The following is a 25,314-nucleotide window of genomic DNA, read 5'->3' on the forward strand; positions in this document are numbered from 1 at the left end:
ATACACGCTATTGCGCAGCCGCGAAAGCGCCTCTGCAAGGCCTGCAGCGGCCAGGGGAAGGCGGCCGGAAGGGCCCGCCCGGGCGGGCCTTGGAAACCCGGGCGAGGCTTCGGCCGGCCCGCCTCCAGGCTTGACAAAAGCCCCGATTCCCGGCCTCTTGCGCGCTGTTTTCCACGCCCCTGCAGACATTTTTCCCGGAAGTGCTTCCCATGCATCCCTACCGTACCCACACCTGTGGCGAACTGCGTCCCTCCCATGCCGGCGAGCGGGTCCGGCTGTCCGGCTGGATCCACCGCAAGCGCGACCACGGGCAGCTGCTGTTCATCGACCTGCGCGATACCTATGGGATCACCCAGTGCGTCATCGACGTCTCCAGCCCGCTGTTCGCCCAGCTGGAGAATGCCCGGGTGGAGAGCGTGATCACGCTGACCGGGCCGGTGGTGAAGCGCACCGCGGAGACCGTGAATCCGATCATGGCGACCGGCGAGATCGAGCTGCAGGTGGAGGAGGTTGCGGTGCAGTCGCGTGCCGCCGTGCTGCCGCTGCAGGTCAACGCCGACGAGGATGCCGGCGAGGAGACGCGCCTGCGCTACCGCTACCTGGACCTGCGCCGCGAGAAAATGCAGGCCCGCATCCGCCTGCGCGGCAAGGTGATCCAGGCGATCCGCGAGGGCATGGTGGCGCAGGGCTTCCAGGAGTTCCAGACGCCGATCCTGACCGCCAGCAGCCCGGAGGGCGCGCGCGACTATCTGGTGCCGAGCCGCATCCATCCCGGCAAGTTCTACGCGCTGCCGCAGGCGCCGCAGATGTTCAAGCAGCTGCTGATGATCGCCGGCTTCGATCGCTACTTCCAGATCGCGCCCTGCTTTCGCGACGAGGACAGCCGCGCCGACCGCTCGCCGGGCGAGTTCTACCAGCTCGACTTCGAGATGAGCTTCGTGACGCAGGACGATGTTTTCAATGCCATCGAGCCGGTGCTGCACGGCGTGTTCGAGGCTTTCGCCAACGGCCGCACGGTGACGCCGGCGCCGTTCCCGCGCATCGCCTACCGCGATGCCATGCTGAAGTACGGCTCCGACAAGCCGGACCTGCGCAACCCGATCGAGATCGTCGACGTCAGCGAGGCCTTCCGCGGCTCCGGCTTCGGCATCTTCGCCAAGCAAGTGGAGGCGGGGTCGGTGGTGCGCGCCATCCCCGCGCCGGGCGCTGCCGCCCGGCCGCGCAGCTTCTTCGACAAGCTGAACGACTGGGCCCGGGGTGAGGGCGCCGCCGGCCTCGGCTACATCATCTACGGCGAGGACGGTGCGGCCAAGGGCCCGATTGCCAAGAACCTGGATGAGCAGCGCCTGCAGCAGATCAAGCAGACCGCCGGCCTGAAGGACGGCGACGCGGTGTTCTTTTCCTGCGACAAGGCACTGCCGGCGGCAAAGCTCGCCGGCCAGGTGCGCAACCGCCTCGGCGGCGAGCTCGATCTGCTGGAGAAGAACGCTTTCCGCTTCTGCTGGATCGTCGACTTCCCGATGTTCGAACTGGACGACGACGGCAAGGTCGAGTTCAGCCACAATCCCTTCTCCATGCCGCAGGGCGGTCTGGAGGCGCTGGAGACCAAGGACCCGCTGGATATCCTGGCTTTTCAGTACGACATCGTCTGCAACGGCGTCGAGCTGTCGTCCGGCGCGATCCGGAACCACCTGCCGGAGGTCATGTACAAGGCCTTCGCCATCGCCGGCTACGGCCAGGAGCAGGTCGACAAGCAGTTCACCGGCATGATCTCGGCGCTGAAGTTCGGCGCGCCGCCGCACGGCGGCTCCGCCCCGGGCATCGACCGCATCGTCATGCTGCTGGCTGACGAGCCGAACATCCGCGAGGTGGTCGCCTTCCCGATGAACCAGAAGGCCGAGGACCTGATGATGCAGGCCCCGGCGCCGGTCAGCGAGCGTCAGCTGCGCGAGCTTCACATCAAGCTCGACCTGGCGCCGGAATAGCGCGGGCGGACGCGAAGGGGGATCCATGGCTGAGCGCGTTCCTGCCGATGACGGCTTCTTCATGCCGGCCGAGTGGGCGCCGCACGAGCGCTGCTGGATGGCCTGGCCCTGCCGTGAGAGCTTGTGGGGCGACGGGCTCGACGCGGCGCGCGGTGCCTATGCGGCCGTGGCCCGGGCGATCTCGGCTTTCGAGCCGGTCACCATGCTGGCCAACGCGGCCGAGGTGGCGGAGGCCGCCGCGCGCTGCGGCACCACGGTCGCCACTCAGGCGCTGCCGCTGAACGATTCCTGGATGCGCGACAGCGGGCCGACGTTCGTCGTCGACGGCAAGGGCGGGCTCGGGGGCGTCGACTGGCGCTTCAATGCCTGGGGCGAGAAGTTCCATCCCTTCGACGAGGACGCGCGGATCGCCGGGCGGGTGCTGGAGCAGCTGGCGGTGCCGCGCTACGCGCCGCCGCTGGTGCTGGAAGGCGGCTCCATCCATGTCGATGGGGAAGGGACTCTGCTGACCAGCGAGGAGTGTCTGCTGAACCCCAACCGCAATGCCGCTCTCGACCGCGCGGCCATCGAGGATCTGCTGCGGCGCTATCTCGGCGTATCGGCTTTCGTCTGGCTGGGCCAGGGGCTGGACAAGGACGACACCGACGGCCACGTCGACAACATCGCCTGCTTTGTCCGGCCCGGTGTCGTCATGGCCGTTACCTGTGACGATCCGGCCGACCCCAACCACGCGATCCTGGGCGACAACCTGGCGCGCCTGAAGCAGGCGCGCGACGCCAAAGGCCGGGCGCTCGAGGTCATCGAGCTGCCGCTGCCGCGCGAGGCCCGCCACCTGGACGGCCAGCGCCTGGCGCTGTCCTACGTGAACTACTACATCGCCAACGGCGGCATCGTCATGCCGTCCTTCGACGATGCCAACGATGCCCTGGCCTACGACATCGTCTCCAAGGCTTTTCCGGAGCGCAGGGTCACGCAGGTGCCGGCGCTGCCCATCCTCGCCGGCGGCGGCGGCATCCACTGCATCACCCAGCAGCAGCCGCGGGCCTAGTAAAGCTTCGCCGGTCTTCGCATTCCGGTTCCTTTCCGAGATTTTTTTCTTGCCGGCGCGACTGCAATCCTTAGCTGAAAACATTAAGCAGAAAATAATTTAAGGGCGAGGGATTCTCGCTCGTAAGTGGATGGAATTGCTGCCTTGTTCCCGGGGGCGCCTGAAACCGGCGGAATTCCGAGGGGCGGCAACTCGCCGCCGGGGCGAACTGCGCGCCCGGTATGAAATTAAGCCATGGTTAATATCCCTTCACTATTGCTCGCCTACGGCCTTTTGCCGGGACAGAGATGCCGGGAGGAATGAGAACCGCGAAGAAAGCGGTCCGTCTCCTCTTTGCGGTTTGGGATAAGGCGGCGGCTGCCGCCAGAGTTCTTGGGGGAACAGCTCATGAGTGAAGCGACGCAGGATTCGCCGCGCGGTGTAAAGAAGTGGTGGCCCAAGCGGCTGCGCAGGGACAAAGGGCAGCCCAGGCAGAAGCCGGCGCGGCTGCTGTCGCATCGCTTCGGTATCGGCGTGCGCCTGCTGGGTGCCTTCTGGGGGGTCGCTTTCCTGACCCTCGCCGCCAGCGGCGTCGCCTGGCTCTCCTTCACCAACGTCGGCACCGTGCTGGAGCGGGTGACCGACCGCAACGTGCCGGCGATGACCGAGGCGCTGCGGCTGGCGGCCGCCAGCTCCGCGCTCTCCGCCGAGGCCCCCGCCCTGGTCGCCGCCGAGGACGACGAAGAGCGGCGCAAACTGAACGGCGGGCTGTTTCTGAAGATCTCCTCGCTCGGCGGCACGCTGAGCGCGCTGGGCAAGCATTTCGGCGATTCCAAGCAGGTCGAGGCGGTCGCCAAGCTGACGCGGCAGACGACCGACACCCTGCAGCAGCTCAACGCCGCCGTGACCGAGATGCTGCAGCTGCGCGCCGAGCGTGACGCGAAGACCGAGGAGATGGCGGTCGCCCACAACGAGATTCTGGGGCTGACCAATCCGATGGCCGACGACGTTTCCTTCATGCTGGCGGTCGCCGCGGATGAGGCGGCTGACGCCGGCGGCAGTGCCGTCACCGACCTGTTTCAGACCGGCGTCGCCGGCCTGCTGGCGGTGCTGAGCACGGAGGCCCAGGCCAATCTGCTACAGAGCATTCTCCGGGATGCGGCCCAGGCGGCCGACGTCGCCGCGCTGCAGCCCCTGCGGGACCGCTTCGATGCGGCGCGTGCCAGCCTGCTGGAGAGCTTCGGCCAGATTCCCGACAACAGCATGAAGGAAAGCCTCGATACCCAGATCCAGCGGCTGCTAGCCCATGGCGCCGAGGCGGGCAATGTCTTCGAACTGCGGGAGGCCGAGTTGGCGGCGGCCTCGGGCGCGCACGACCTGCTGGAGCAGAGCCGCACGTCTTCGGTCGAACTGGCGGCGGAAGTCGACCGCCTGGTGAAGGTGGCGGGCGATGATCTGAACGCCGGCACCGACTCGTCGCATGCGGCCATCGCCACCGGCAAGTTCTGGCTGATCGCCATCGCCGGCGCGAGCTTCGCCTTCGCCGGCCTGATCGCCTGGCTCTACGTCGGGCGCAACCTCGTGCGGCGCCTGACGGCGGTCGCGATCTCCATGCGCGCCGTGGCCGACGGCAAGCTCGATACCCAGGTCGCGGTGACCGGCAGCGACGAGATCACCGAGATGGCCAAGACCCTTAGTGTGTTCCGTGACGGCCTGGCCGAGGTCGAGCGGGCGAACGCCAAGCTCGCGGAAGAGCGCGAGACCGCGGCGAAAGAGCGCCGCGAGGCCATGATCGAGCTGGCCGACGACTTCGAGGCGAGCGTCATGGGCGTGGTGGAGTCCGTCACCAGCGCGTCGAAGGACGTGCAGACGTCCTCCATGAGTCTGACCGACACGGCGCGCGGCGCCGGCACCAAGGCCGATTCCGCGGGCTCGGCGGCCGAGCGCGCCGCAACCAACGTGCAGACCGTGGCCAGCGCGGCCGAGGAGCTTGCCTCGTCGATCCAGGAGATCGGGCGCCAGGTCAACCAGTCGTCGACCATCGCGTCCGGTGCGGTGGAGAAGGGCGAGAAGACTAACGCCCAGGTCGAGGGTCTCTCGGCGGCGGCGCAGAAGATCGGCGAGGTGGTCCAGCTGATCACCGAGATCGCCGAGCAGACCAACCTGCTGGCATTGAACGCCACCATCGAGGCGGCGCGCGCCGGCGAGGCGGGCAAGGGCTTTGCGGTGGTGGCCAGCGAGGTGAAGGGCCTGGCGACGCAGACCGCCAAGGCGACCGAAGACATCGCCGAACAGATCCGGGGCATTCAGACGGCGACGCGCGATGCGGTGACGGCCATCAAGGACATCACCACCACCATCTCCGAGATCGACAGCATCGGCACCGCCATCGCCGCCGCTGTGGAGCAGCAGTCCTCGGCGACGCAGGAAATTTCCCGCAACGTGCAGGAAGCGGCGGCCGGCGCGCAGCAGGCCGGCAGCGATATCGCCGGGGTCCACGAGGCGATCACCGAAACCAGCAGCGCGGCCGACCACATGCTGGGGTCTTCGACCACCCTGGCCGAGCAAGCCAACGGCCTGAAGATCCAGGTCCTGGATTTCCTGAAGCAGGTGCGCAGCGCGTGATCGTTCTCAGCCGTCGTCGTCGGGCACGACCTGCCAGATCTTGGCATGGTCGGCGGCGCGCGCCGGCTCGATGACGCGGAAGCGTTCGACGAAGCCTTCGTCGCTCGGTGCGCGCTCGACGGCGAGCAGGGTGCCCAGCTTGTGTTCGCAGAGCGCCGCGGCGTCGTCGATCTCCTGACGCGCCGCCGCCAGGGCATGGCCGAAGTTGGGCGCGCCATAAGTCGCCTCGATATGGCGGGCGAGGCGTTCCACCGCCGCGAAGAACGCGGCCTCGTCGATCTCGGCGATCTCCACCAGCGTGGTATGTCCGAAGGACGTGAGACCGAGCCATCCGCTGCGGAAGGCGAGCTGCGCCTTGCCTTCCAGACTCGCGGGGTCAACCTCCCAATACGCAAAGCCGCCGGGGACGGCCCATTCTCCCGGCTCGCAGGGCCGTTCGAAGACGTGCTGGTCGGATTGGTCGAGCCGGATGGCGCGGGGCAACTGCATGGCGCTGCGATCCTACACCAGCCGGGCGCGGGGCGCAGCCGGTGTGATCGGTCGCGCGGTCCGCTTCAGACCGCCTTGGGGGCAGCTGCCTCCACGAGGCGCGGCGACTTGTTGCGGTAGAGGTTCTGGTCGGCCAGGAAGAGCAGCGTCTCGGCTTGGCTCAGCCGGTTGTAGGCCGCCATGCCGAAGCCGGCGGAAACCGGCAGGTGACCGTCCTGCCACGGCACCGTCAGGCTGTTGATCAGGGTCGAGAGCTTGTCGGCGAGGTGCTCGCTCTGCGCCAGCGAGGTATGGGTCATGACGACGGCGAACTCGTCACCGCCGACGCGGGCGACGTAGTCGCTCTCACGCGTGTTGCGCTTCAGCAGCTTGCCGACGGCACGCAATATGGCGTCGCCGGCGGGGTGTCCGTAGGTGTCGTTGATGGCCTTGAAGTGATTGAGGTCGCACATGATGAGCATGCCGGTCTCGTTCATCCGGCGGGCACGGGCGAGGGCGCGCGACAGCTCCGTCTCGAAGCCGCGGCGGTTCAGCAAGCCGGTCATCTCGTCGGTGATGGACAGCGATTCCAGATAGCGGATGCGGGCGCGCTGCAGTGCCAGGGTCTGATCGGCTTCGGCGGCGGCGGTGAGTAACTCGTCGAGCAACTGGAGAGCGGCCGCATCGAGACCCCGCGGGTTATCCTTGGCCGCATGGCGCAGGCGGTCGGCCGCAGAGCACAGCTGCGGGAGATTGTCCTGACGGATCAGGCTCTCGATCTTCACGTCTTCGAGCATGCTCGGAATCATGGTGGTCGTTCCTGCATTTGGCGGCTCACACCCGATTCAAATGCAATGATCAGGCCACAGGGGGCGCTCGTGATTTCAATAACTTAGCAGCGCGTCCCCAGACTCTCTCCGGCGAGTCCTGCCGCGCAGGCGGCAGATTTTGCCGCCACGGCCCTGCTGCCTCTCGTGCCACCCCCAATGCGGATTTGCTTTTTTAGCCGAATTTCAACCACTTGAGGCTTAGGTCTTGAGGTCGCCTGCGGTAAAATGTGGGCCGATTGGGGGGAATTCTATGCGACGCATTACGGCAAAGTTGTTGCTCACGCTGGTCTGCGTGTCCGTCGGGGCACCCTCTGCCACCGCGACGCCGGCGGCAGAGCCGCTGCTGCCGCACAAGGCGGTCTATGCCTTGTCGCTTGGAAATCTCAGCGCGTCCAGTTCCGTGGTCGAGGCCGCGGGACGTTTCGAATTCGAGTGGTCCGACGTCTGCGACGGCTGGGCGGTGAACCAGCGCTTCCGCATCGCGCTGCTTTACGAGGAGGGCCTGACGGTCAGCTTCGGGTGGAGCCTGTCTTCGTGGGAGTCGAAGGACGGTGGGCGCTACCGCTTTTTCATCCGCCGCTTCGACGATGCCGGCGAGAGCCAAGACGTGCGCGGCGACGCCGAACTGGGACCCGACGGCAGCGGCACCGCCGTCTTCCACGATCCCGAACGGCGCGAGGTCGCCTTGCCGGCGGGCACACTGTTTCCCACGCGCCACACCCTTTACGTGCTGGAAAACGCAGTCAGTGATGCGACGTCCACCTGGGCCCTGGTATTTGACGGCTCCGGCGACGAAGGCCTGTTCGGCGTCTCGGCCGCGCTGTCGCGTCGTCTGCCGCCGGGCGCGCCGCCGCCGCTGCCCAACCCGTTGCTGCGCGACGTGCCGTCCTGGCGGGTGAACCTCGCGTTCTACGGCGCCGAAGCCGCCTCGGTGGAGCCGGAGCAGGAGCAGGGCCTGCGTCTCTTCGCCAACGGCGTAGTCGATGAGATGAGCCTCGACTACGGCGACTTCGTGCTGACCTCCGAGCTTCTCGAGCTTTCGCCGCTGCCGGCGCCGGACTGTGGCGGCAGGTTCTAGCTTCTCTGCTCGTTCTTCTTCGGATCACTCTTCCTGGGCGTTGCCTTGGGCAGGGCGCGCCCCTTGCCGATCGACTGGTCGCCCAGCTTGGCGCGGACCTGGTCGATCGCCCGCTCCACCTTGGCTCGTTTTTCACGTCCCGGATCGAGCAGGTCGGGCAGATCCGCCTCGGCAGCGGACACCAGATCGGCGGCGCCGATACCGATGAGGCGGAAGGCGCGCCCGTCAGCCTCCTGGCGCACCAGCGGCAGGGCGGTGCGGTAGAGCTCCTCGGCCAGCTGAGTGGCGTCGCCCAGGCGGCGCGAGCGCGAGACCAGGCGGAAGTCGGCGGTCTTCAATTTTAGCTGTACCGAACGGCCGGCCAGGCCGGCGCGCTTCAGGCGGCGCGCGACCTTTTCGCAGAGCGGCCACAGCTCATCGAGCAGCTGCGGCGCGGTGGCGATGTCCTGGTTGAAGGTGGTCTCCGCCGAGATGCTCTTGGCCGGCGAGTCGGGCATGACGCGGCGCTCGTCCTCGCCGCGCGCGAAGTGATAGAGGCGGTGGCCGATGCTGCCGTAACGCGCCACCAGTTCGGTTTCCGAACGCGGCAGCAGGTGGCGCACCAGGGTGATGCCGTCCTTGGCGAGGGTCGCGCGCAACGCCTTGCCGACGCCCCAGATGATGCCGACGGGCCTGTCGGCGAGGAAGCTGGCGGCCGCGTCGAAGCCGAGCACCGCGAAGCCGCGCGGCTTATCCAGGTCCGAGGCGACCTTGGCGAAGAACTTGCAATAGCTGAGACCGACCGAGGCGGTGAGGCCCATCTCGTCCTCGATTCCTTTCACCAGGCGCGCGAGGCTGCGCGCCGGCCAGCCGTGGTGCAGCGCCTCGGTGCCCGAGAGATCCAGGAAGGCCTCGTCGATGGAAAGCGGTTCGACCAGGGGTGTCAGGGCCAGCATGCGCTCGCGGATGGCGCGGCCGACCTCGCTGTACTTGGCCATGTCGGGGCGGATGACCACGGCGTCGGGGCAGGCTTTCAGCGCCTTGAACATGGGCATCGCCGAGTGGACGCCGTACATGCGCGCCACGTAGCAGGCGGCGGAGACTACGCCGCGCTGGCCGCCGCCGACGATGACCGGCTTGTCGCGCAGTTCCGGCCGGTCGCGCTTCTCGACGCTGGCATAGAAGGCGTCGCAGTCGATGTGCGCCAACGACAGCCGGTGCAGGTCCGGGTGCCAGAGCATGCGCGGGCTCTGGCAGAGGGGACAGCGCGGTGACCGCGCCCCGCCTTCCTTGGGCTCAGTGAAAGTCTCCAGGCAGTCGCGGCACAGGCCGGGCATGGCTCATCCCGCCTTGGCGAGGGCGGCGTCCAGTTCCTCCGGCCGCCACAGCCGGGCGGCGCCGAAGACACCACTGGAATCGCCGTGGCGCGCTTTCAGCACCGGGGTCGAGACATGGTCCGAGAACACATAGCGGGGCAGCAGGGCCGGCAGGTTGCGGTACAGGCGGTCGACGTTGGAGATGCCGCCGCCCAGCACGACGGCGTCGGGATCGACGATGTTGATGACGCCGGCCAGCGCGCGCGCCAGGCGGTCCTCGTAGCGCGCCAGCGCGGCGAGCGCGGCGGGCTCGCCGGCCTCGGCGCGGGCGACCAAGGCCGGCGCGTCGATCGCATCGCCACCGGCCTCGCGGTAATCGCGCGCCAGGTTGGGACCGGAGAGGAACGTCTCGATGCAGCCGTGCTTGCCGCAGTAGCAGGCCGCCCCGGGGCGCTCCGCCTCGCCGGGCCAGGGGAGGGGATTGTGGCTCCACTCGCCGGCGATGGCATTGCGGCCGATCAACGCCCGGCCGCCGACGACCAGGCCGCCGCCGACGCCGGTGCCCAGGATGACCCCGAAGACGACCTCCATGCCGGCGGCTGCGCCGTCCGCGGCTTCCGAAATCGCCAGGCAGTTGGCGTCGTTCATCAGACGCACCGGCCGGCCGAGGGCGGCGGCGAGGTCGCGATCGAGCGGCCGGCCCAGAAGCCAGGTAGAGCTGGAATTCTTGATAAAACCAGTGGTTGCCGACAGGGCGCCCGGGATGCCGACGCCGACGCTGCCGGAGCGGCCGGTCTCCGCCTCAACTTGTTGAACCAAGGCGACAATCGCGCCTATGGTGGCGCCGTAGTCCTCGCGCGGGGTCGCCCGACGCCGGCGGGTGAGCAGGCTGCCATCGGGCGCGAGGGCGGCTGCTTCTATCTTAGTGCCCCCGAGGTCGACGCCGATCTGCATGATTCTCCTGTCTTATTAACGCCAAAAAGCGGCACTTCAGGCGGAGGTTCGTTATCAAAGCTTACCGAAAATTAACTTTATCGCCTTATCAATGAAGGGATGCCGGTCAAAGGTCTTCCGCAAGCATGGCGCTGCCATGGCACTGCGGTCCCAGGCCTCCCGGCACCCAGAAGTTGGCGGTGCCGTCTTTTCTCGGAGGACAGTGCCCTCACATCACGAGTCCAAAGGTCAGGGCAAGCGACATGATGAATGGAATGAATACCGTCAAAGAGGCTGGAATGGCGAAGACCGTCCTGATTGTGGAGGACAACGAGCTGAACATGAAGCTCTTCCACGATCTGCTTGAAGCGCACGGCTACAATATCCTCCAGACGAAGGACGGTATGGAAGCGCTGCGTCTGGCTCGCGAGCATCATCCGGACCTGATCCTGATGGACATCCAGCTGCCGGAAGTCTCCGGCCTGGAGGTCACCAAGTGGATCAAGGAAGACGACAATCTGAAGTCGATCCCGGTGGTTGCCGTCACGGCCTTCGCCATGAAGGGCGACGAAGAGAAGATCCGCGAGGGCGGCTGCGAGGCGTACATCGCCAAGCCGATTTCCGTGACCAATTTCCTGGAGACCGTCGAGCGGTTCCTCAGCTAGGCGCGGCGGAAAGTTTGCACCTATGACCGCGCGGATCCTGGTCGTCGATGACATTCCCGCGAATGTCAAATTGCTCGAGGTCAAGCTGACCGCCGAGTACTTCGACGTGGTCACCGCGTCCGACGGCCCCTCGGCCATCGAACTGGCGCACAGCGAAGCGCCGGACCTCATCCTCAGCGACGTGATGATGCCCGGCATGGATGGCTTCGAACTGTGTCGCCGGCTGAAGGCCGACGCCGAGACCTGCCATATCCCCCTGGTCATGGTGACGGCGCTGAGCGACGTGGCCGACCGCGTGCGCGGTCTGGAGGCGGGCGCCGACGACTTCCTGACCAAGCCGGTCAACGACATCGCGCTGTTCGCCCGCGTGCGCTCGCTGGCGCGCCTGAAGCAGATGATGGACGAACTGCGCGTGCGCCAGGCGGCGAGCGGCAACGGCACCGTGCTGGCCGAAACCGACCTGGAAATGGCCGAGGCCATGGGCGATGCGCGGGTCCTGCTGGCCGATCCCAGCGAGACCCTGGCTGGCAAGGTCAAGAGCTACCTGGCGGAAGACGGCCACGAGACCTTTCACGTGAAGTCGTGCCGCGAGGCGCTGGACACGGCGCAGGGCGAGGCCTTCGACCTGCTGATCGTCAGCCTGCACCTGGGGCAGGAGGACGGCCTGCGCCTGTGCTCGCAGTTCCGCTCGCACGACGAGACACGCCACGTGCCGATCCTGCTGCTGCTGGACGAGGAAGACCTGCCGCGGCTGCCCAAGGGGCTGGAGATCGGCGTTACCGACTATCTCATCAAGCCGATCGACCGCAACGAACTGCGCGCACGCACGCGGACCCAGATTCGCCGGCGCCGTTACCACGACAAGCTGCGCGACATGCTGCAGAAGTCGGTGGCGCTGGCCTACACCGACACCCTGACCGGTGTGTACAACAGGCGCTACATGAACGCCCACCTGGACCGCAAGATCATGGAGATCGCGGAGACGGTGAAGCCGGTGTCGGTGCTGATGTTCGACATCGACAATTTCAAGAGCATCAACGATACCTACGGCCACAATAGCGGTGACGAGGTCCTGGTCGAACTGGCCAAGCGCGTCTCGCGCGGCGTGCGTGACATCGATCTGCTGTCGCGTTACGGCGGCGAGGAGTTCGTCATCGTGATGCCCGATGCGGACATCGAGGTAGCCGTCAGCGTTGCCGAACGCGTGCGCGGCCTGGTCGGCGACCAACTCTTCAGCATCTCCGGCGATGCCGGCATGCTGGCGGTCACCATCTCGGTCGGCGTCGCCACCACGCGCGATCCGACGGAAACCACCGAGGCGCTGATTGGGCGCGCCGACGATGCGCTCTACCGGGCCAAGGGCAACGGCCGCAACTGCGTGCGCTCGGCCGAGCTCGACAGGCGCGGACAGCGCTCCACCGGCCACTCCGCCGCCGGCGACTAGCCGGCTCCCAAAAGCAAAACGGCCGCCCGGGGGCGGCCGCTTGGATGCATCAAGCAGGATGCGTGGAGCAGGCGGGACCCCCGCTTACTTCATCTTCGATTCCTTGAAGGTCACGTGCTTGCGCGCGACCGGATCGTACTTACGCATCTCCAGCTTTTCGGTCATGGTGCGCGGGTTTTTCTTGGCCACGTAGAAATAGCCCGTGTCCGCGGTGCTCACCATCTTGATCAATTGCGTGGCTGGCTTGGCCATGTCCGCTGTCCTTTGCCTGAACTCGTCGAGGTTGCCGGGAAAATACTGTGCCCTGGCCGGGTGTCAAGGAAATGCTGCTGGGGGAGAGGCTTAGGCCTCATTTCTCTCGAAGGAATTAAATCCTATATGACTCAGGACCCCGAGCCCGCGGCCGGAGCGAGCTGGGTCGCCGCGGTATCGGGCTGGGCGTGCAGGGCACGGGCGTAGAGCCCCGGCTCCGCCAGCAGCTGGCGGGCGACCTGCATGTCGATCTCCGCCTCGTCCTCGCGGGCCGGGCAGTGGGTGCGCAGGGCCTCCACCGCGGCATCGTCGTTGGTGTCGATGTCGAGACGGCGCAGGTCCGCGGCGATCGGCAGGACGCCGGTCTGGATCATGTTCATCACGTCGGCCGAGGTCGCCACATCGCCGGTGGTGCAGATGTCCGGCAGCACGCCGCGGCGGTGCAGGGCGTAGCCGGAGGGAGCGTGGAAGCGGGCCCAGGTGAGGATGAACTCGCCGTTGTTGGGCAGGTTCAGCACCGTCTGCACCGTACCCTTGCCGTAGGAGCCGCTGCCGACCAGAACCGCACGGCCGGAGTCCTGCAGGGCGGCGGCGACGATCTCGGCGGCCGAGGCGGAGCCGCCGTCGATCAGCACCACAATCGGGGCGTTGTCGGTCAGGTCATCGCTCTTGGCCGGAAAGTACTGGTGGCTGTCGTTGTGGCGGCCATGGGTCGAGACGATGCGGCCGCGCGTCACGAAGACGTCGGAGACCCAGTAGGCCTGCTCCAGCAGGCCGCCGGGATTGCCGCGCAGGTCCAGGATGTAGCCGCGCAGGTCGCCGCCGATCTCGTTCTGCGCCTGGCGGATCTTCTGGCGCAGGCCGTCGACCGTGCTTTTGTTGAACCCGCTCAGGCGAATGTAGGCGAGGTTGCCGTCGCGGTGGTAGCTGACCGTCTGCGGCACGATATGACTGCGCATCACGGCCAGCGTCAGCGGCGCCATTTCCGAGGCACGCTCGATCGAGAGCATCACCTCGGAGCCCGTGCGGCCGCGTAGCCGGTTCACCACGTCGAGCTGGTCGAGGCCTTCGACGCTGCTGCCGTCGATGGCGACGATCACGTCATCCTCGAGAATGCCCGCGGTTTCCGCCGGCGTGTCCTCCATCACCGAGAGGACGAGGACGCCTTCCTCGATGAGGCGGATGCGCACGCCGATGCCGCCGAAGCCGTCACGGCTGGCGCGGTTCTCGCGCGCCGCGTCGCGGCCGGCGTAGCGGGAAAAGCTGTCGAGCTGGGTCAGCAGGCCATCGAAGACCGCTTCGTAGAGGCGCTCCGGATCGGCGTTCTCCAGGTCGCTGGAATGATAGCGCGAGGCGGAAATGACCGCCGCCGTCAGGGCGCCCCAGGCCTGGGCGTCGTTGCTGGCAGGCAGCGGATAGCTGGCCATCGGCCGGCCGTCCACGCTGACCCGCAGGCGGGTGCCGTCCGCCTCCACGTCGATTGCCGGGTCGATGCTGGCCAGGCTGCCCATGCCGGCGATCGCGAGGTCGGAGACCGAGACCTCCTCGATGTAGATGTCGCTGACGTCCTGATAGCTGGCGGTAAACAGCCGCTCGGCGCGGGCCTCGTCGTAGCCCAGCGGGGCGCTGCTGTCCTGCGAGGCGCAGGCCACCATGAGGAAAGCGAGGCAAAGCGGTCCGGCGCGGCGCAGCAGGCCGTGCATATCGAAGACCGGCAACCGATGTCGGCTGATGAACCCGCGCAACTTGTGCAATCCGTGCAACCCCTGGCGCTCCCTGCGAAAACAACAATAAACGAAGTCGTTAACTATGCGCAAAGTGCAATTTCATTCGTTAAAAGCCATTTGGCCAAGTCTAGGAGTCCAGTAAGCACCTGCCAGGGTCAAAGATTCGTTAACACACGAGTAACAATTTGCGGTTTTACGCGCGTGCGGGCCGGGCCTATCGCTTGCGCGGATCGGCGCCCTTGGCGGCCGTGCCGCCGCCCTTGGCAGAGCGCTCCGCTTTGCGCGAGGCACGGGTCGATCCTTTTGATTTTGCTTTCTTTTTCCCTGTTCCGTCGGTTTTAGTCCGCTTTTGTGGCTTTTTTCGGGACCGCTTCCTTCCCGCGGGCCGGCCGGGCAGGGGGGCCTCGGCGTCCTGATCTCCTGGGCCGGCTTCGCCATCCTCGGGTTCGTCGAGCGCGAGAATCAGGCCGCCGGTCATCGGTTCAGCCTCCACCAGGCGCACCTGAAGGCGGTCGCCCAGGCGGTAGACGCGCCCCCAGCGCTCGCCCTCCAGGGAATGGCGGGCTTCGACGTGGTGGTAGAAGTCGCGCGGCAGGGTGCTGATCGGGATGAGGCCGCTGGCGCCGCTGTCGTCCAGGGTGAGGAACAGGCCAAAACGGGTGACGCCGTTGACGCGGCCCCAGAAGCGGGCGCCGATACGCTCCTGCAGGAAGGCGGCGGTGAAGCGGTCGACGGCGTCGCGCTCGGCGGCGGCCGAGCTGCGCTCGGTGGCGCTGATGTGGCCGCCCATCTCCTCGAACAGGGCCTCACTGCCCGGCGGCAGGCCGTCATCGCCCAGCTTCAGACCGCCGATCAGCGCGCGGTGGACCAGCAGGTCGGCGTAGCGCCGGATCGGCGAGGTGAAGTGGGCATAGTGGGTCAGCGCCAGGCCGAAGTGGCCGATGTTGTCGGGGCTGTAGACCGCCTGGCTCTGCGCCCGCAGGATGAGGTCGTTGACCAGCGGCGCTTCCGGCTTGCCCGCCACCTTGGTGAGCAGCTGGGTCAGGGCGCTGGGGCGCACCACCTGGGAGGCGTTGAAGCGCAGGCCGAGGTCGCGCAGCACTTCGGCAAGACCCGCCAGGCGCAGCGGGTCGGGCTTGTCGTGGATGCGGTACATGCAGGGCTGGCGCAGACGCTCCAGCTCCTTGGCCGCCGCGACGTTGGCGGCGATCATGAACTCCTCGATGAGGCGGTGGCTGTCGAGCCGCACGCGGGTCTCGATGGCGGCGACGCTGCCGTCCTCGGCGAGGCGGATCTTGCGCTCCGGCAGGTCGAGTTCCAGGGTACCGCGCGCGTGACGCTCCTTCAGCAGTGCCTCGAAGGCGCCGTAGAGGCTGGGCAGCACGGCGGACAGCACCGCACCGTTGTCGCCTGCGCCGCCGTCGACGGCCGGCTGCCCGTCACGGGCGGCCTGGACCTCCTCGTAGGTGAGGCGGGCGGCCGAGCGCATGAGGCCGCGCACGAACTTGTGCTTCAGCGCGTTGCCCTCGGCGTCGATCCACAGGTGCACCGCCATGCAGGGGCGGTCCTCGTTGGGGTTCAGCGAGCACCAGCCGTTGGACAGCGCCGTCGGCAGCATCGGCAGCACCCGGTCCGGGAAGTAGGTCGAGTTGCCGCGCGCGTAGGCGGAGCGGTCGAGCGCACTGTCGGGCGTGACGTAGTGGGCGACATCGGCGATGGCGACCAGCAGGTGCCAGCCGCCGGGATTCTTGGGGTCGTCGTCGGCTTCGGCATAAACGGCATCGTCGAAGTCGCGCGCGTCGGCACCGTCGATGGTGACCAGCGGAATGTCGCGCAGGTCCTGGCGCCGGCCGAGCGGCGCCGCCGTCGCGGCCTCGGCCTCGGCGACGGCCTTTTGCGGAAACTCGCTGATGAGGCCGTGCTCGTGCAGCGTGATGAGGCTGAGCGAGCGCGGATCGTCGCCGCGGCCGAGCCGCTCCAGCACGCGCACGCTCCGCAGACCCAGGCTGTCGCGCCGGCCGCGCTGCGGCAGGAGCTCCGCCAGCACGAGTTCGCCCGGCGCCGCGCCGCCGGCCTCGGCCGCGCGCAGGATGAAGTCCTTCTTGGCCCGCTTGTCGGTGGGGCGCAGGCGGCCGCCCTGATCGCCCAGTTCGTAGACGCCGAGCACCCGCTGCGTCGGGCGGTCGAGCTTGCGAATGACGTGCGCTTCGTAGGTGCCGTCGTCGGCGAGCTGCAGGCGCACCAGCGCGCGCTCGCCCATCGCCAGCACGGCGCGGCTGCGGTTGTCGGGCGCCACATAGATGCGCGGCGGTGCGCCCTTGTCGTCGTCCCACACGGTCGGACGGGCGAGCAGTTCGCCGTCCTCGTCCATCTCGCTGACTTCGACCACCAGCACATTGGGCAGGCGCCCAGGACCGGAGAGGCGCCGCGACGGCTGTTTCTCCAGCAACCCGTCCTGCTTCAGCTCTTTCAGCAATGCCTTCAGGCGGATGCGGTCGTTGCTGCCCTTGATGCGGAAGGCGCGTGCGATCTCGCGCTTGCCAACGGGCTCGGCGCTCTCATTGATGAAAGCGAGGACCTGTTCCTTGCTGGGAAAGGGCGCCGACGCGGCCTTGTCCTTTCTGCCCGGGTCCTTTCTGCCGGAGTCCGTCTTGCCGGCCAAGGTCAGTCAGCCGCCGGTTCGTCGGCGGACTTCTTCTTCGCCGCGCTCTTTTTGGGCGCTTTCTTGGCGGCGGTTTTCTTGGTGCCAGATTTTTTCGCCGCGGCTTTCTTGGCCGGCGCTTTCTTCTTGGCGGTCTTCTTGGCCGCTTTCTTGGCGGGGGCCTTCTTGGCGCCGCCGCCCTTGGCCGCCTTCTTCTCCGCCTGGACCTTCAGCAACTCCAGCGCCTGCTCCAGGGTCACGCTCTCGGGATCGATGTCCGCCGGGATCGTGGCGTAGAGCTTGCCATGCTTTACGTAGGGGCCGAAGCGGCCCTTGCCCTGGCTGACCACCTTGCCGTCTTCGGGATGCGCGCCGAGCTGCCGCCCGCCGCCGGCGCCACGCTGGGGCGCCTCGGCGATCAGGGCCACGGCCCGGTTGAGGCCGATGGTGAGGACATCGTCGCCCTCGGTCAGCGAGCGGTAGGTCGAGCCGTGCTTCACGTAGGGGCCGAAACGGCCGATGCCGGCGGTCAGCGGTTTGCCGTCCTCCGGGTGCATGCCGACTTCGCGCGGCAGCGCAAGCAGGGCAAGGCCGGTCTGCAGGTCGATCTCCGCAGGGGCCAGGTTCTTCGGCAGGGAGGCACGCTTGGGCTTTTCGTCGCCCTCGGCCTCGCCGAGCTGCAGATAGATGCCGAAGGGTCCCTTGCGCAGGGTGACGTCCTTGCCGCTCTCCGGGTCCTGGCCCAGCACCTTTGGATTGGTCAGGTCGACGCCGATGTCGTCCTCTTCGCCCGGCACCGCGAGCGGGCGGGTGAAGCGGCACTCGGGATAGTTGGAGCAGCCGATGAATCCGCCGTTGCGCCCGAGGCGCAGACCGAGGCGGCCTTCGCCGCAGGCCGGGCAGGCGCGCGGGTCTTTGCCCGGGTTGTTCGGATCGACCGGGAAGAAGTGCGGGCCGAGGTCGCGGTCGAGCGCGTCGATCACTTCGGTGATCGAGAGATCCTTGGCGCCGTCGACGGAGGTGCTGAAGGCCTCCCAGAAGTCGCGCAGCACGCGGCGCCAGTCGACGCGGCCGCCGGAGATGTCGTCGAGCCTCTCCTCCATCTCCGCGGTGAAGTTGTACTGTACGTAGCGCTCGAAGAAGCTGGCGAGGAAGGCGACGACCAGGCGGCCGCGATCCTCCGGCACGAAGCGGCGGCGGTCGATGCGCACGTAGTTGCGGTCCTGCAGCACCTGCAGGATGGAGGCATAGGTGGAAGGGCGGCCGATGCCGAGCTCTTCCATCTTCTTCACCAGGCTCGCCTCGCTGTAGCGCGGCGGCGGTTGGGTGAAGTGCTGCTCCGGCAGAACCTCACCGCGCTTGACGGTGTCGCCTTCGTTCAGCTTCGGCAGGCGCCGGTCGCGGGTGCTGTCGTCGTCCTCGGCGCTCTTGGCATCGACGCTGTCGTCCTTGTCTTCCTGGTAGAGCTTCAGGAAGCCTTCGAAGGTGACGATCGAGCCGGTCGCGCGCAGGCGGGCGACCTTGCCGTCGACGTCGATGTCCACGGCGACCTGGTCCAGTTCGGCGCTGGCCATTTGGCAGGCGACGGTGCGGTTCCAGATCAGTTCGTAGAGCTTGCGGCCGTCGTCGTCGAGATGGCCGCGCATGTCCTTGGGCCGGCGGAACACGTCAGTCGGGCGAATCGCCTCGTGGGCTTCCTGCGCGTTCTTCTGCTTCGACTTGTACTGGCGCGGCGCGTCCGGCAGGTAGGCGTCGCCGTAATCGCCGCCGATCAGGGCGCGGGCGCTGTCGAGCGCTTCCTGCGCCAGGGTGACGCCGTCGGTACGCATGTAGGTGATGAGGCCGACGGTCTCGCCGCCGATGTCGATGCCTTCGTAGAGCTTCTGCGCCACCCGCATGGTGCGCGTCGCGCCGAAGCCGAGTTTGCGCGAGGCTTCCTGCTGCAGCGTCGAGGTGGTGAAGGGCGGGTAGGGGTTGCGCTTGGTCTGCTTGCGCTCGACCTGCGCCACCGCGAGGCGCGCGGCGGCCTCGATCTTGTGCGCCGCGGCCCTGGCAGAAGCTTCGTCCGCCAGATCGAACTTATCCAGCTTTGTGCCGTCGAGGTGCGTCAGGCGGGCCGTGAAGGGCGCGCCTTCCGGGTTTTCCAGATTGACCTCGATCGACCAGTATTCGCGCGGCCTGAAGACTTCGATCTCCGCCTCGCGCTCGCAGACGAGGCGCAGCGCGACCGACTGCACGCGGCCGGCCGAGCGGCTGCCGGGCAGCTTGCGCCACAGCACCGGCGACAGCGTGAAGCCGACGAGATAGTCGAGCGCGCGGCGCGCCATGTAGGCGTCGATCAGTTCCTGGTTGAGCCGGCGCGGATGCTGGAAAGCTTCGACGATCGCCTTCTTGGTGATTTCGTTGAAGACCACGCGCTCGACGTCGACGCCGTCCAGCACCTTGCGGCGCTTCAGTTCGTCGACGATGTGCCAGGAGATCGCCTCGCCTTCGCGATCCGGGTCGGTCGCGAGGTAGAGGTGCTTGCTGTTCTTCACCGCCGCGGCGATCTCGCTGAGGCGCTTCTCGCCGCGCTCGTCGACCAGCCAGCTCATGGAGAAGTCTTCGTCGGGACGGACCGAGCCGTCCTTGGCGGGCAGGTCGCGCACGTGCCCGTAGCTGGCGAGAACGTGATAGTCCTTGCCCAGGTACTTGTTGATGGTTTTCGCCTTGGCAGGCGATTCAACGACGACGACGTTCATGAAGGGCGGATATTTCGCTTGAGTTCGTTACCAAGTTCCTAACGGCACCCGGCGGCGGCGCTAAACCCCTGATCTGTCATGCGTGGGTGGCCGGGGGCGGTTGCCGGTCGATAAGGCCCGTCGTCATAAAGGGTCGGCGGGTGCTTTGTAAAGCCGCGCAAATCGGTTGCCCGGATGACGTTCGACCTTTCCGGCCAGTTCGAGCTCCAGCAAAACCCCGTGCACGACGGCGATGGGAAGGGTGCTGAGGCGCACCACCTCATCAACCGCAATGGGGTCCGCGCCCAGCAGTTCTTCAATGATCGCGCGCTCCGCGTTGCCGGGTTCCGGCGCCGGCGGGATGGCTGCGGCGCCGGGTTGGGCGAGGCTGCGGGGCGCCGGCGGAACGGCTTGGCCGTGCGGGTGCAGCGGTGCCAGGGCCTCGATCACATCGGCCGCCGACTCGATCAGCACGGCGCCTTCGCGGATCAACTGGTTGCAGCCGCCGGCGCGCGGGTCGAGCGGCGAGCCGGGCACCGCGAAAACCTCGCGACCCTGTTCGCCCGCGAAGCGGGCGGTGATCAGCGAGCCGGAGCGCTTGGCCGCCTCGACCACGACGACGCCGAGGGAAAGCCCGGAAATCAGCCGGTTCCGGCGCGGGAAGTGGCGTGCCTGCGGCACGGTGCCGAGCGGCATCTCCGAGAGGACAGCCCCCTTGGCGCGGATCTCCGCGTGCAGTGCTTCGTTCTCCGGCGGGTAGATAATGTCACAGCCGCCGGCCAGCACCGCGATGGTCGCGCCCGGCAGGGCGCCGCGGTGTGCGGCGGTGTCGATGCCGCGCGCCATGCCCGAGGCGACGGCAAAGCCAGCGGTGACGAGGTCGGCCGCGATGCGCTCGGCGAGCCGCCGGCCGTTGGCCGACGCATTGCGGGCGCCGACGATGCCGATGCAGGGCGGCGCGAAGGTCTCTGCCTCGCCGAGCAGGGTCAGCACCGGCGGCGCGTCCTCCAGACTGCGCAGCAGGGCCGGGTAGCCGGGCTCGCAGAGGGCGACCAGACAGGCGCCGGCCTTGCGGGCGGCCTTGGCCTCGGCTTCGGCCTCCTCGGGCGGGCAGATACGAATCCGGCGCTTGGCGCCGGCCCGGCGGGCGAGGTCCGGCAGGGCCTCCAGCGCCGCGGCCGGGTTCCCGTAGCGCTCCAACAACTGGCGGAAGACCACGGGCCCCACGTTCTCCGAGCGGATGAGCCGCAGCCAGTCGAGGCGCCGTTCTTCGCTCAGAGGTTTAATATCAACGTCCGTCATCGCCTTACAATCATCAGGCCGCGTCCCCTGGGTCAAGGGCTTCACGCGGGCTCCGGCGATTGGAGGCGTGGCAGATGGCGGAAATCAGACCTTTTTCCGGCCGATCTTGGATTCTTCGCCTTTCAGCAGGCGGCGGATGTTCTCGTGGTGGCGCAGCCAGACCAGGGCGGCGAGGACCGCCGTGAGCTGGACCATCTGCAGGTCGCCGAGCAGGAACCAGCTGAGCACCGGGGCGGCGGCGATGGAAAGCAGCGCGGCGAGCGAGGAGTAGCGGAACACGCCGGCGACCAGGAGCCAGAGGGCGCAGCAGGCGGCACCGAGCGGCAGCGAGAGGGCGAGCAGCACGCCGAGGGTGGTGGCGACGCCCTTGCCGCCCTTGAAGCCGAGCCAGACCGGGAAGAGGTGGCCGACAACCGAACCGAAGGCGGCCACCAGAGCCATGTCCGGTCCCCACATCTTGGCGATGAGCACGGCCGCGGCGCCCTTGCCGCCGTCGAGCAGCAGGGTGGCGGCGGCGAGCCCCTTGCGGCCAGTGCGCAGCACATTGGTGGCGCCGATGTTGCCGGAGCCGATCTGGCGGACGTCGCCGAGGCCGGCCATGCGGGTGAGCAGCAGGCCGAAGGGGATCGAGCCCAGCAGATAGCCGCCGGCCAGCGCCGCCGCGAGGTACGGCCAGGCAAACTCCCAGGAGATCGGATCGGGCATGGCTGCCTCAGGCCGCCTGGTAGAGGGCGCGGCCGTCGACCACGGTGCGCTGCACGCGGCCCTGCACCGGCAGGCCTTCGAAGGGCGTGTTCTTGGACTTGCTGGCGAAGTTCTCCGGCTGGATCTTCCAGCCGCGGTCCAGGTGGAAGATCAGGAGGTCGGCCGGCGCGCCCTTGGCGAGGCGTCCGGCTTTCAGACCCAGGATCTCGGCAGGCTTTACCGTCAGGCGGGCCAGCAGGTCGAGCAGCCCCGCCTTGCCGCCATGATAGACCTGCAGCGACAGCGGCAGCAGGGTCTCCAGGCCGACGATGCCGGGCTCGGCGATGGCGAAGGGCAGGCGCTTGGATTCGACGTCGTGCGGGCTGTGATCGCTCGCGATGGCGTCGATGGTGCCGTCGGCCACGCCTTCCAGGATCGCCTGGCGATCGTCCTCGCTGCGCAACGGCGGCGAGACCTTGGCGAAGGTGCGGTAGTCGCCGACCGCGATCTCGTTGAGGGCGAAGTAGTGCGGGGCGGTGTCGCAGGTGACGTCGAGGCCGCGCGCCTTGGCGCGGCGGATCGCCTCGACGCTTTCCGCCGTCGAGATGTGCGCGGCGTGGTAGCGCCCGCCGGTCATCTCGACGAGGCGCAGGTCGCGCTCGATCATCATCACCTCGGCGAGCTTGGGGATGCCGGCGAGGCCGAGGCGGGTCGACAGCTCGCCGCCGTTCATGGCACCGCCGGCAAGGCTCGGCTCTTCCGGATGCTGCACGATGAGCAGGCCGAAGGTCTTGGCGTAGGCCAGCGCGCGGCGCATGACCTGGGCATTCTCGACCGCCTTCAGGCCGTCGGTGAAGGCGACGGCGCCATTCTTGGCCAAGAGGCCCATCTCGGTGATCTCGCGGCCTTCCAGGTTCCGCGTCAGGGCGGCGTAGGTATAGACCTTCACGCCCTTCACCTCGCGGGCGCGCCGGGCGATGAACTCGACGCCGGCGACGTCGTCGATCACCGGGTCGGTATTGGGCAGGCCGACCATGGAGGTGACGCCGCCGGCCGCCGCCGCGCGGCCCGCGCTGTCCATGGTCTCCTTGTGCTCCTCGCCCGGCTCGCGGATCTGCACGCGCATGTCGACCAGGCCGGGCGCCAGGCAGGCGCCGGCGCAGTCGACCTTCTGCAGGCCCTCGGGCACGCCGTCCTTGAAGAGGTCCGGGCCGAGGTCGGTGATCCGGCCGTCCTCGGCAAGCAGCGCGCCGGGGGCGTCCAGGCCGCTCGCCGGGTCCAGCAGGCGGGCGTTCACATAGGCGGTACGGTGCTTGGGCAAAGGATTCTGCGTCACTGGGCGGCCTGTTCCTGCTGGCTGCGCGCCAGGTGGAGATTGTGGTTGAGGGTCTCCAGGCAGGCCATGCGCACGGCGACGCCCATTTCGACCTGCTCGCGGATCACCGAGCGGTGGATGTCGTCGGCCAGCGCGCTGTCGATCTCGACGCCGCGGTTCATCGGCCCCGGGTGCATGATGAGGGCATTGGGCTTGGCCGCCTGCAGCTTTTCGTGGTCGAGCCCGAAGAAGTGGAAGTACTCGCGCGTCGATGGCACGTAGCTGCCCTGCATGCGCTCGGTCTGCAGGCGCAGCATCATGACGATGTCGCAGCCCGCCAGGCCCTTGCGCATGTCGGTGAAGGTCTCGACGCCCATGCGCTCGATGCTGCTGGGCATCAGGGTGGGGGGCGCGATGAGCCGCACGCGCGCGCCCAGGGTGGTCAGCAGGTGGATGTTGGAGCGCGCGACGCGGCTGTGGGCGATGTCGCCGCAGATGGCGATCTGCAGGCCCTCGATGGTGCCGAGGCGGCGGCGGATGGTGAGGGCGTCGAGCAGCGCCTGGGTCGGGTGCTCGTGGCTGCCGTCGCCGCCGTTGATGACGGCGCAGTTCATCTTCTCTGAGAGCAGTTGAACCGCGCCGGAGTCCGGATGGCGCACGACCAGCACGTCCGGGTGCATGGCATTCAGCGTCATCGCGGTGTCGATCAGGGTCTCGCCCTTCTTGATCGACGACCAGGCCACCGACATGTTGATCACATCGGCGCCGAGCCGCTTCGCAGCAAGCTCGAAGGACGTTCTGGTACGCGTTGAACTCTCGAAGAAAAGGTTGATGACGGTGCGACCGTCGAGGAGGTCCTTCTTCTTATCCTCGCTGCGGTTCACCGCGACGTAGCCGTCGGAGAGGTCGAGGAGAAAGAGAATTTCCGTGGCCGTCAGCCCCTCGATCCCGAGGAGGTGACGGTGTCGGTAGCCTTCGTAGGCCGACGTGCCGTGCGCTGAAGTCATTAAAGCCGTCTTATGACACCCCGCCCGCGGGGGGGCAAGCGGCAGTCGCGCCGGCCCGGCGGGCGGTGGGAAAAGGGATGGGGAAAACCGGCTAGATGACGCCTTTTCCCCGCAGCCGGGCACGTTCCTCGGGCCCGATGTCGAGCAGCTCTTCCAGGATGGCATCGCTGTCCTGGCCCGCGCGCGGCGGCGCGAATCGGTATTCCACCGGAGTCTCGGAGAACTTGATCGGGTTGCCGATGAGATCGACCGTGCCGTCGCGGGCGCCGCGGTAGGGCATGGAAACCTTCATGTCGCGCGCCAGCACCTGGGGGTCGGCGAAGACCTGGTCGATGGTGTTTACCGGGCCGGCGGGCACCGCGAGGTCGGCGAGGCCATCGACCCAGTGCTTCTGGGTCATCTGGCGGGTGATCTCCGGCAGGATCTCGTAGAGCGCCACGCGGTTTCGCACCCGGTTGGCGTTGGTCTTGAAGCGCTCGTCCTCGGCCAGCTCCGGGCAGCCGGCGAACTGGCAGAAGCGGGCGAACTGGCCGTCGTTGCCGACCGCCAGGATGAAGTAGCCGTCGGCGCAGGGCATCACCTTGTAGGGCACGATGTTGGGATGCTCGCTGCCCTGGCGCTTGGGCACCTGGCCGGAGGTCAGGTAGTTGAGGCCCTCGTAGGTCAGCCAGGCCACCTGGGTGTCCAGCAGGCCGAGGTCGATGTGCTGGCCGATGCCGGTCATGCCGCGGTAGTGCAGGGCGGCCAGGATCGCGCTGACGGCATACATGCCGCACATGAGGTCGGCGATGCCGACGCCGACCTTCACCGGCTCGCCCTCCGGCTCGCCGGTCAGGCTCATGATGCCGCCCATGCCCTGGGCCAGGTAGTCGTAGCCGGCACGCTTGGCATAGGGCCCGGTTTGGCCGAAACCGGTGATCGAGCAGTAGATGAGGCCGGGATTGGCGCCCTTCAGGTCGTCGTAGGAGAGGCCGTAGCGGGCGAGGTTCCCGACCTTGTAGTTCTCCACCAGAATGTCGCAGAAGCCGATCAGCTCGCGGGCCAGCTTCTGGCCCTCAGGCTTGGAGATGTCGATGCTGAGCGAGCGCTTGTTGCGGTTGGCGGAGAGGTAATAGGCGCTCTCCGAGCTGTCCTCGCCCTCGGCGTTCTGCACGAAGGGCGGGCCCCACTTGCGCGTGTCGTCGCCCTGGCCAGGGCGCTCGATCTTGATGACTTCGGCGCCCAGATCGCCCAGCAGCTGGGTGCAGGACGGGCCGGCGAGGATGCGCGTCAGGTCGAAGACCCGCAGCCCGGTGAGCGGAGCGGTCATGAAGGGA

Annotated in this window: 19 protein-coding genes; 6 read left to right on the plus strand and 13 right to left on the minus strand. The window is 67.7% G+C overall.

Translation table 11 applies throughout. The annotated features are described in order from the left end of the window. The first annotated feature begins 209 nt into the window (after positions 1–209). From aspS to WDC82_RS14125, 3 genes are all read left to right on the plus strand, one after another. A complete protein-coding gene (gene aspS, locus WDC82_RS14115) occupies positions 210–1,985 on the plus strand; it encodes an aspartate--tRNA ligase (protein WP_340117977.1) in 1,776 nt (591 codons plus the stop codon). A gap of 25 nt (positions 1,986–2,010) precedes the next feature. Next, the gene (locus tag WDC82_RS14120; RefSeq protein WP_340117978.1) at positions 2,011–3,033 is read left to right on the plus strand and encodes an agmatine deiminase family protein; all 1,023 of its coding nucleotides are present in this window, start codon (positions 2,011–2,013) and stop codon (positions 3,031–3,033) included. 387 nt (positions 3,034–3,420) lie between these two features. Continuing rightward, the gene (locus WDC82_RS14125) at positions 3,421–5,637 is read left to right on the plus strand and encodes a methyl-accepting chemotaxis protein (RefSeq protein ID WP_340117979.1); all 2,217 of its coding nucleotides are present in this window, start codon (positions 3,421–3,423) and stop codon (positions 5,635–5,637) included. Between the two features lie 6 nt (positions 5,638–5,643). Here the strand turns inward: WDC82_RS14125 and WDC82_RS14130 are convergent, their stop codons facing one another. Both WDC82_RS14130 and WDC82_RS14135 read right to left on the minus strand, forming a co-directional pair. After that, complete coding sequence (locus WDC82_RS14130; RefSeq protein WP_340117980.1) at positions 5,644–6,126, minus strand: DUF6505 family protein; 483 nt, start codon at positions 6,124–6,126, stop codon at positions 5,644–5,646. A 65-nt stretch (positions 6,127–6,191) separates the two neighbouring features. Further along, a complete protein-coding gene (locus tag WDC82_RS14135) occupies positions 6,192–6,914 on the minus strand; it encodes a GGDEF domain-containing protein (protein WP_340117981.1) in 723 nt (240 codons plus the stop codon). 271 nt (positions 6,915–7,185) lie between these two features. Between WDC82_RS14135 and WDC82_RS14140 the strand changes: the two genes are divergently transcribed. Next, complete coding sequence (locus WDC82_RS14140) at positions 7,186–8,013, plus strand: EipB family protein (RefSeq protein ID WP_340117982.1); 828 nt, start codon at positions 7,186–7,188, stop codon at positions 8,011–8,013. Here WDC82_RS14140 and WDC82_RS14145 read toward each other — a convergent pair. Both WDC82_RS14145 and WDC82_RS14150 read right to left on the minus strand, forming a co-directional pair. Further along, positions 8,010–9,329, minus strand: a complete 1,320-nt coding sequence (locus tag WDC82_RS14145; RefSeq protein WP_340117983.1) for a DNA polymerase IV — start codon at positions 9,327–9,329, stop codon at positions 8,010–8,012. The genes WDC82_RS14140 and WDC82_RS14145 overlap by 4 nt on opposite strands. Positions 9,330–9,332: 3 nt before the next feature. Further along, on the minus strand, positions 9,333–10,262 hold the full coding sequence (locus WDC82_RS14150; RefSeq protein WP_340117984.1) for an ROK family protein: 930 nt from the start codon (positions 10,260–10,262) through the stop codon (positions 9,333–9,335). A gap of 278 nt (positions 10,263–10,540) precedes the next feature. On the opposite strand from WDC82_RS14150, the gene WDC82_RS14155 reads away from it, so the two are divergent. Both WDC82_RS14155 and WDC82_RS14160 read left to right on the plus strand, forming a co-directional pair. Continuing rightward, complete coding sequence (locus WDC82_RS14155; protein ID WP_193370874.1) at positions 10,541–10,906, plus strand: response regulator; 366 nt, start codon at positions 10,541–10,543, stop codon at positions 10,904–10,906. Positions 10,907–10,928: 22 nt separating this feature from the next. Beyond that, entirely contained in the window at positions 10,929–12,350 is a 1,422-nt protein-coding gene (locus WDC82_RS14160; protein ID WP_340117985.1) for a PleD family two-component system response regulator, read from the plus strand. An 84-nt stretch (positions 12,351–12,434) separates the two neighbouring features. On the opposite strand, the gene rpmG is transcribed toward WDC82_RS14160, so the two are convergent. The 9 genes from rpmG to WDC82_RS14205 form a co-directional block, all read right to left on the minus strand. After that, positions 12,435–12,602 carry a 50S ribosomal protein L33 gene (gene rpmG, locus WDC82_RS14165; protein WP_340117986.1) on the minus strand — a complete coding sequence of 56 codons (168 nt, stop codon included), beginning with the start codon at positions 12,600–12,602 and terminating at the stop codon, positions 12,435–12,437. Between the two features lie 131 nt (positions 12,603–12,733). Then, positions 12,734–14,320 carry a S41 family peptidase gene (locus tag WDC82_RS14170; protein WP_340117987.1) on the minus strand — a complete coding sequence of 529 codons (1,587 nt, stop codon included), beginning with the start codon at positions 14,318–14,320 and terminating at the stop codon, positions 12,734–12,736. Between the two features lie 223 nt (positions 14,321–14,543). Further along, a complete protein-coding gene (gene rnr / locus WDC82_RS14175) occupies positions 14,544–16,991 on the minus strand; it encodes a ribonuclease R (RefSeq protein ID WP_340117988.1) in 2,448 nt (815 codons plus the stop codon). A 2-nt stretch (positions 16,992–16,993) separates the two neighbouring features. Further along, a complete protein-coding gene (gene topA, locus WDC82_RS14180; protein WP_340117989.1) occupies positions 16,994–19,711 on the minus strand; it encodes a type I DNA topoisomerase in 2,718 nt (905 codons plus the stop codon). A 123-nt stretch (positions 19,712–19,834) separates the two neighbouring features. Beyond that, positions 19,835–20,992, minus strand: a complete 1,158-nt coding sequence (gene dprA / locus WDC82_RS14185; protein WP_340117990.1) for a DNA-processing protein DprA — start codon at positions 20,990–20,992, stop codon at positions 19,835–19,837. Between the two features lie 84 nt (positions 20,993–21,076). Beyond that, positions 21,077–21,697: a glycerol-3-phosphate 1-O-acyltransferase PlsY gene (gene plsY, locus WDC82_RS14190; RefSeq protein ID WP_340117991.1), complete on the minus strand. Its 621-nt coding sequence runs from the start codon at positions 21,695–21,697 to the stop codon at positions 21,077–21,079. Positions 21,698–21,704: 7 nt separating this feature from the next. After that, positions 21,705–23,012 carry a dihydroorotase gene (gene pyrC / locus WDC82_RS14195; protein ID WP_340117992.1) on the minus strand — a complete coding sequence of 436 codons (1,308 nt, stop codon included), beginning with the start codon at positions 23,010–23,012 and terminating at the stop codon, positions 21,705–21,707. After that, positions 23,009–23,998, minus strand: a complete 990-nt coding sequence (locus WDC82_RS14200) for an aspartate carbamoyltransferase catalytic subunit (RefSeq protein WP_340117993.1) — start codon at positions 23,996–23,998, stop codon at positions 23,009–23,011. The genes pyrC and WDC82_RS14200 overlap by 4 nt, the downstream gene beginning before the upstream one ends. A gap of 91 nt (positions 23,999–24,089) precedes the next feature. Beyond that, on the minus strand, positions 24,090–25,307 hold the full coding sequence (locus WDC82_RS14205; RefSeq protein ID WP_340117994.1) for a CaiB/BaiF CoA-transferase family protein: 1,218 nt from the start codon (positions 25,305–25,307) through the stop codon (positions 24,090–24,092). Between the last annotated feature and the right edge of the window lie 7 nt (positions 25,308–25,314).

Origin of the sequence: Pelagibius sp. 7325 (assembly GCF_037652055.1) — a bacterium.
GTDB lineage: Bacteria > Pseudomonadota > Alphaproteobacteria > Kiloniellales > Kiloniellaceae > Pelagibius.

Bases quoted from the DNA above. Each gene is read 5' to 3' on its own strand.
- WDC82_RS14205 (WP_340117994.1), bottom strand. From the start codon at position 25,307: ATGACCGCTCCGCTCACCGGGCTGCGGGTCTTCGACCTGACGCGCATC.
- WDC82_RS14145 (WP_340117983.1), bottom strand. From the start codon at position 9,329: ATGCCCGGCCTGTGCCGCGACTGCCTGGAGACTTTCACTGAGCCCAAG.
- WDC82_RS14200 (WP_340117993.1), bottom strand. From the start codon at position 23,998: ATGACTTCAGCGCACGGCACGTCGGCCTACGAAGGCTACCGACACCGT.
- WDC82_RS14125 (WP_340117979.1), top strand. From the start codon at position 3,421: ATGAGTGAAGCGACGCAGGATTCGCCGCGCGGTGTAAAGAAGTGGTGG.
- plsY (WP_340117991.1), bottom strand. From the start codon at position 21,697: ATGCCCGATCCGATCTCCTGGGAGTTTGCCTGGCCGTACCTCGCGGCG.
- WDC82_RS14120 (WP_340117978.1), top strand. From the start codon at position 2,011: ATGGCTGAGCGCGTTCCTGCCGATGACGGCTTCTTCATGCCGGCCGAG.
- WDC82_RS14160 (WP_340117985.1), top strand. From the start codon at position 10,929: ATGACCGCGCGGATCCTGGTCGTCGATGACATTCCCGCGAATGTCAAA.
- WDC82_RS14155 (WP_193370874.1), top strand. From the start codon at position 10,541: ATGGCGAAGACCGTCCTGATTGTGGAGGACAACGAGCTGAACATGAAG.
- WDC82_RS14150 (WP_340117984.1), bottom strand. From the start codon at position 10,262: ATGCAGATCGGCGTCGACCTCGGGGGCACTAAGATAGAAGCAGCCGCC.
- WDC82_RS14140 (WP_340117982.1), top strand. From the start codon at position 7,186: ATGCGACGCATTACGGCAAAGTTGTTGCTCACGCTGGTCTGCGTGTCC.
- dprA (WP_340117990.1), bottom strand. From the start codon at position 20,992: ATGACGGACGTTGATATTAAACCTCTGAGCGAAGAACGGCGCCTCGAC.
- topA (WP_340117989.1), bottom strand. From the start codon at position 19,711: ATGAACGTCGTCGTCGTTGAATCGCCTGCCAAGGCGAAAACCATCAAC.
- WDC82_RS14130 (WP_340117980.1), bottom strand. From the start codon at position 6,126: ATGCAGTTGCCCCGCGCCATCCGGCTCGACCAATCCGACCAGCACGTC.
- aspS (WP_340117977.1), top strand. From the start codon at position 210: ATGCATCCCTACCGTACCCACACCTGTGGCGAACTGCGTCCCTCCCAT.
- rpmG (WP_340117986.1), bottom strand. From the start codon at position 12,602: ATGGCCAAGCCAGCCACGCAATTGATCAAGATGGTGAGCACCGCGGAC.
- WDC82_RS14135 (WP_340117981.1), bottom strand. From the start codon at position 6,914: ATGATTCCGAGCATGCTCGAAGACGTGAAGATCGAGAGCCTGATCCGT.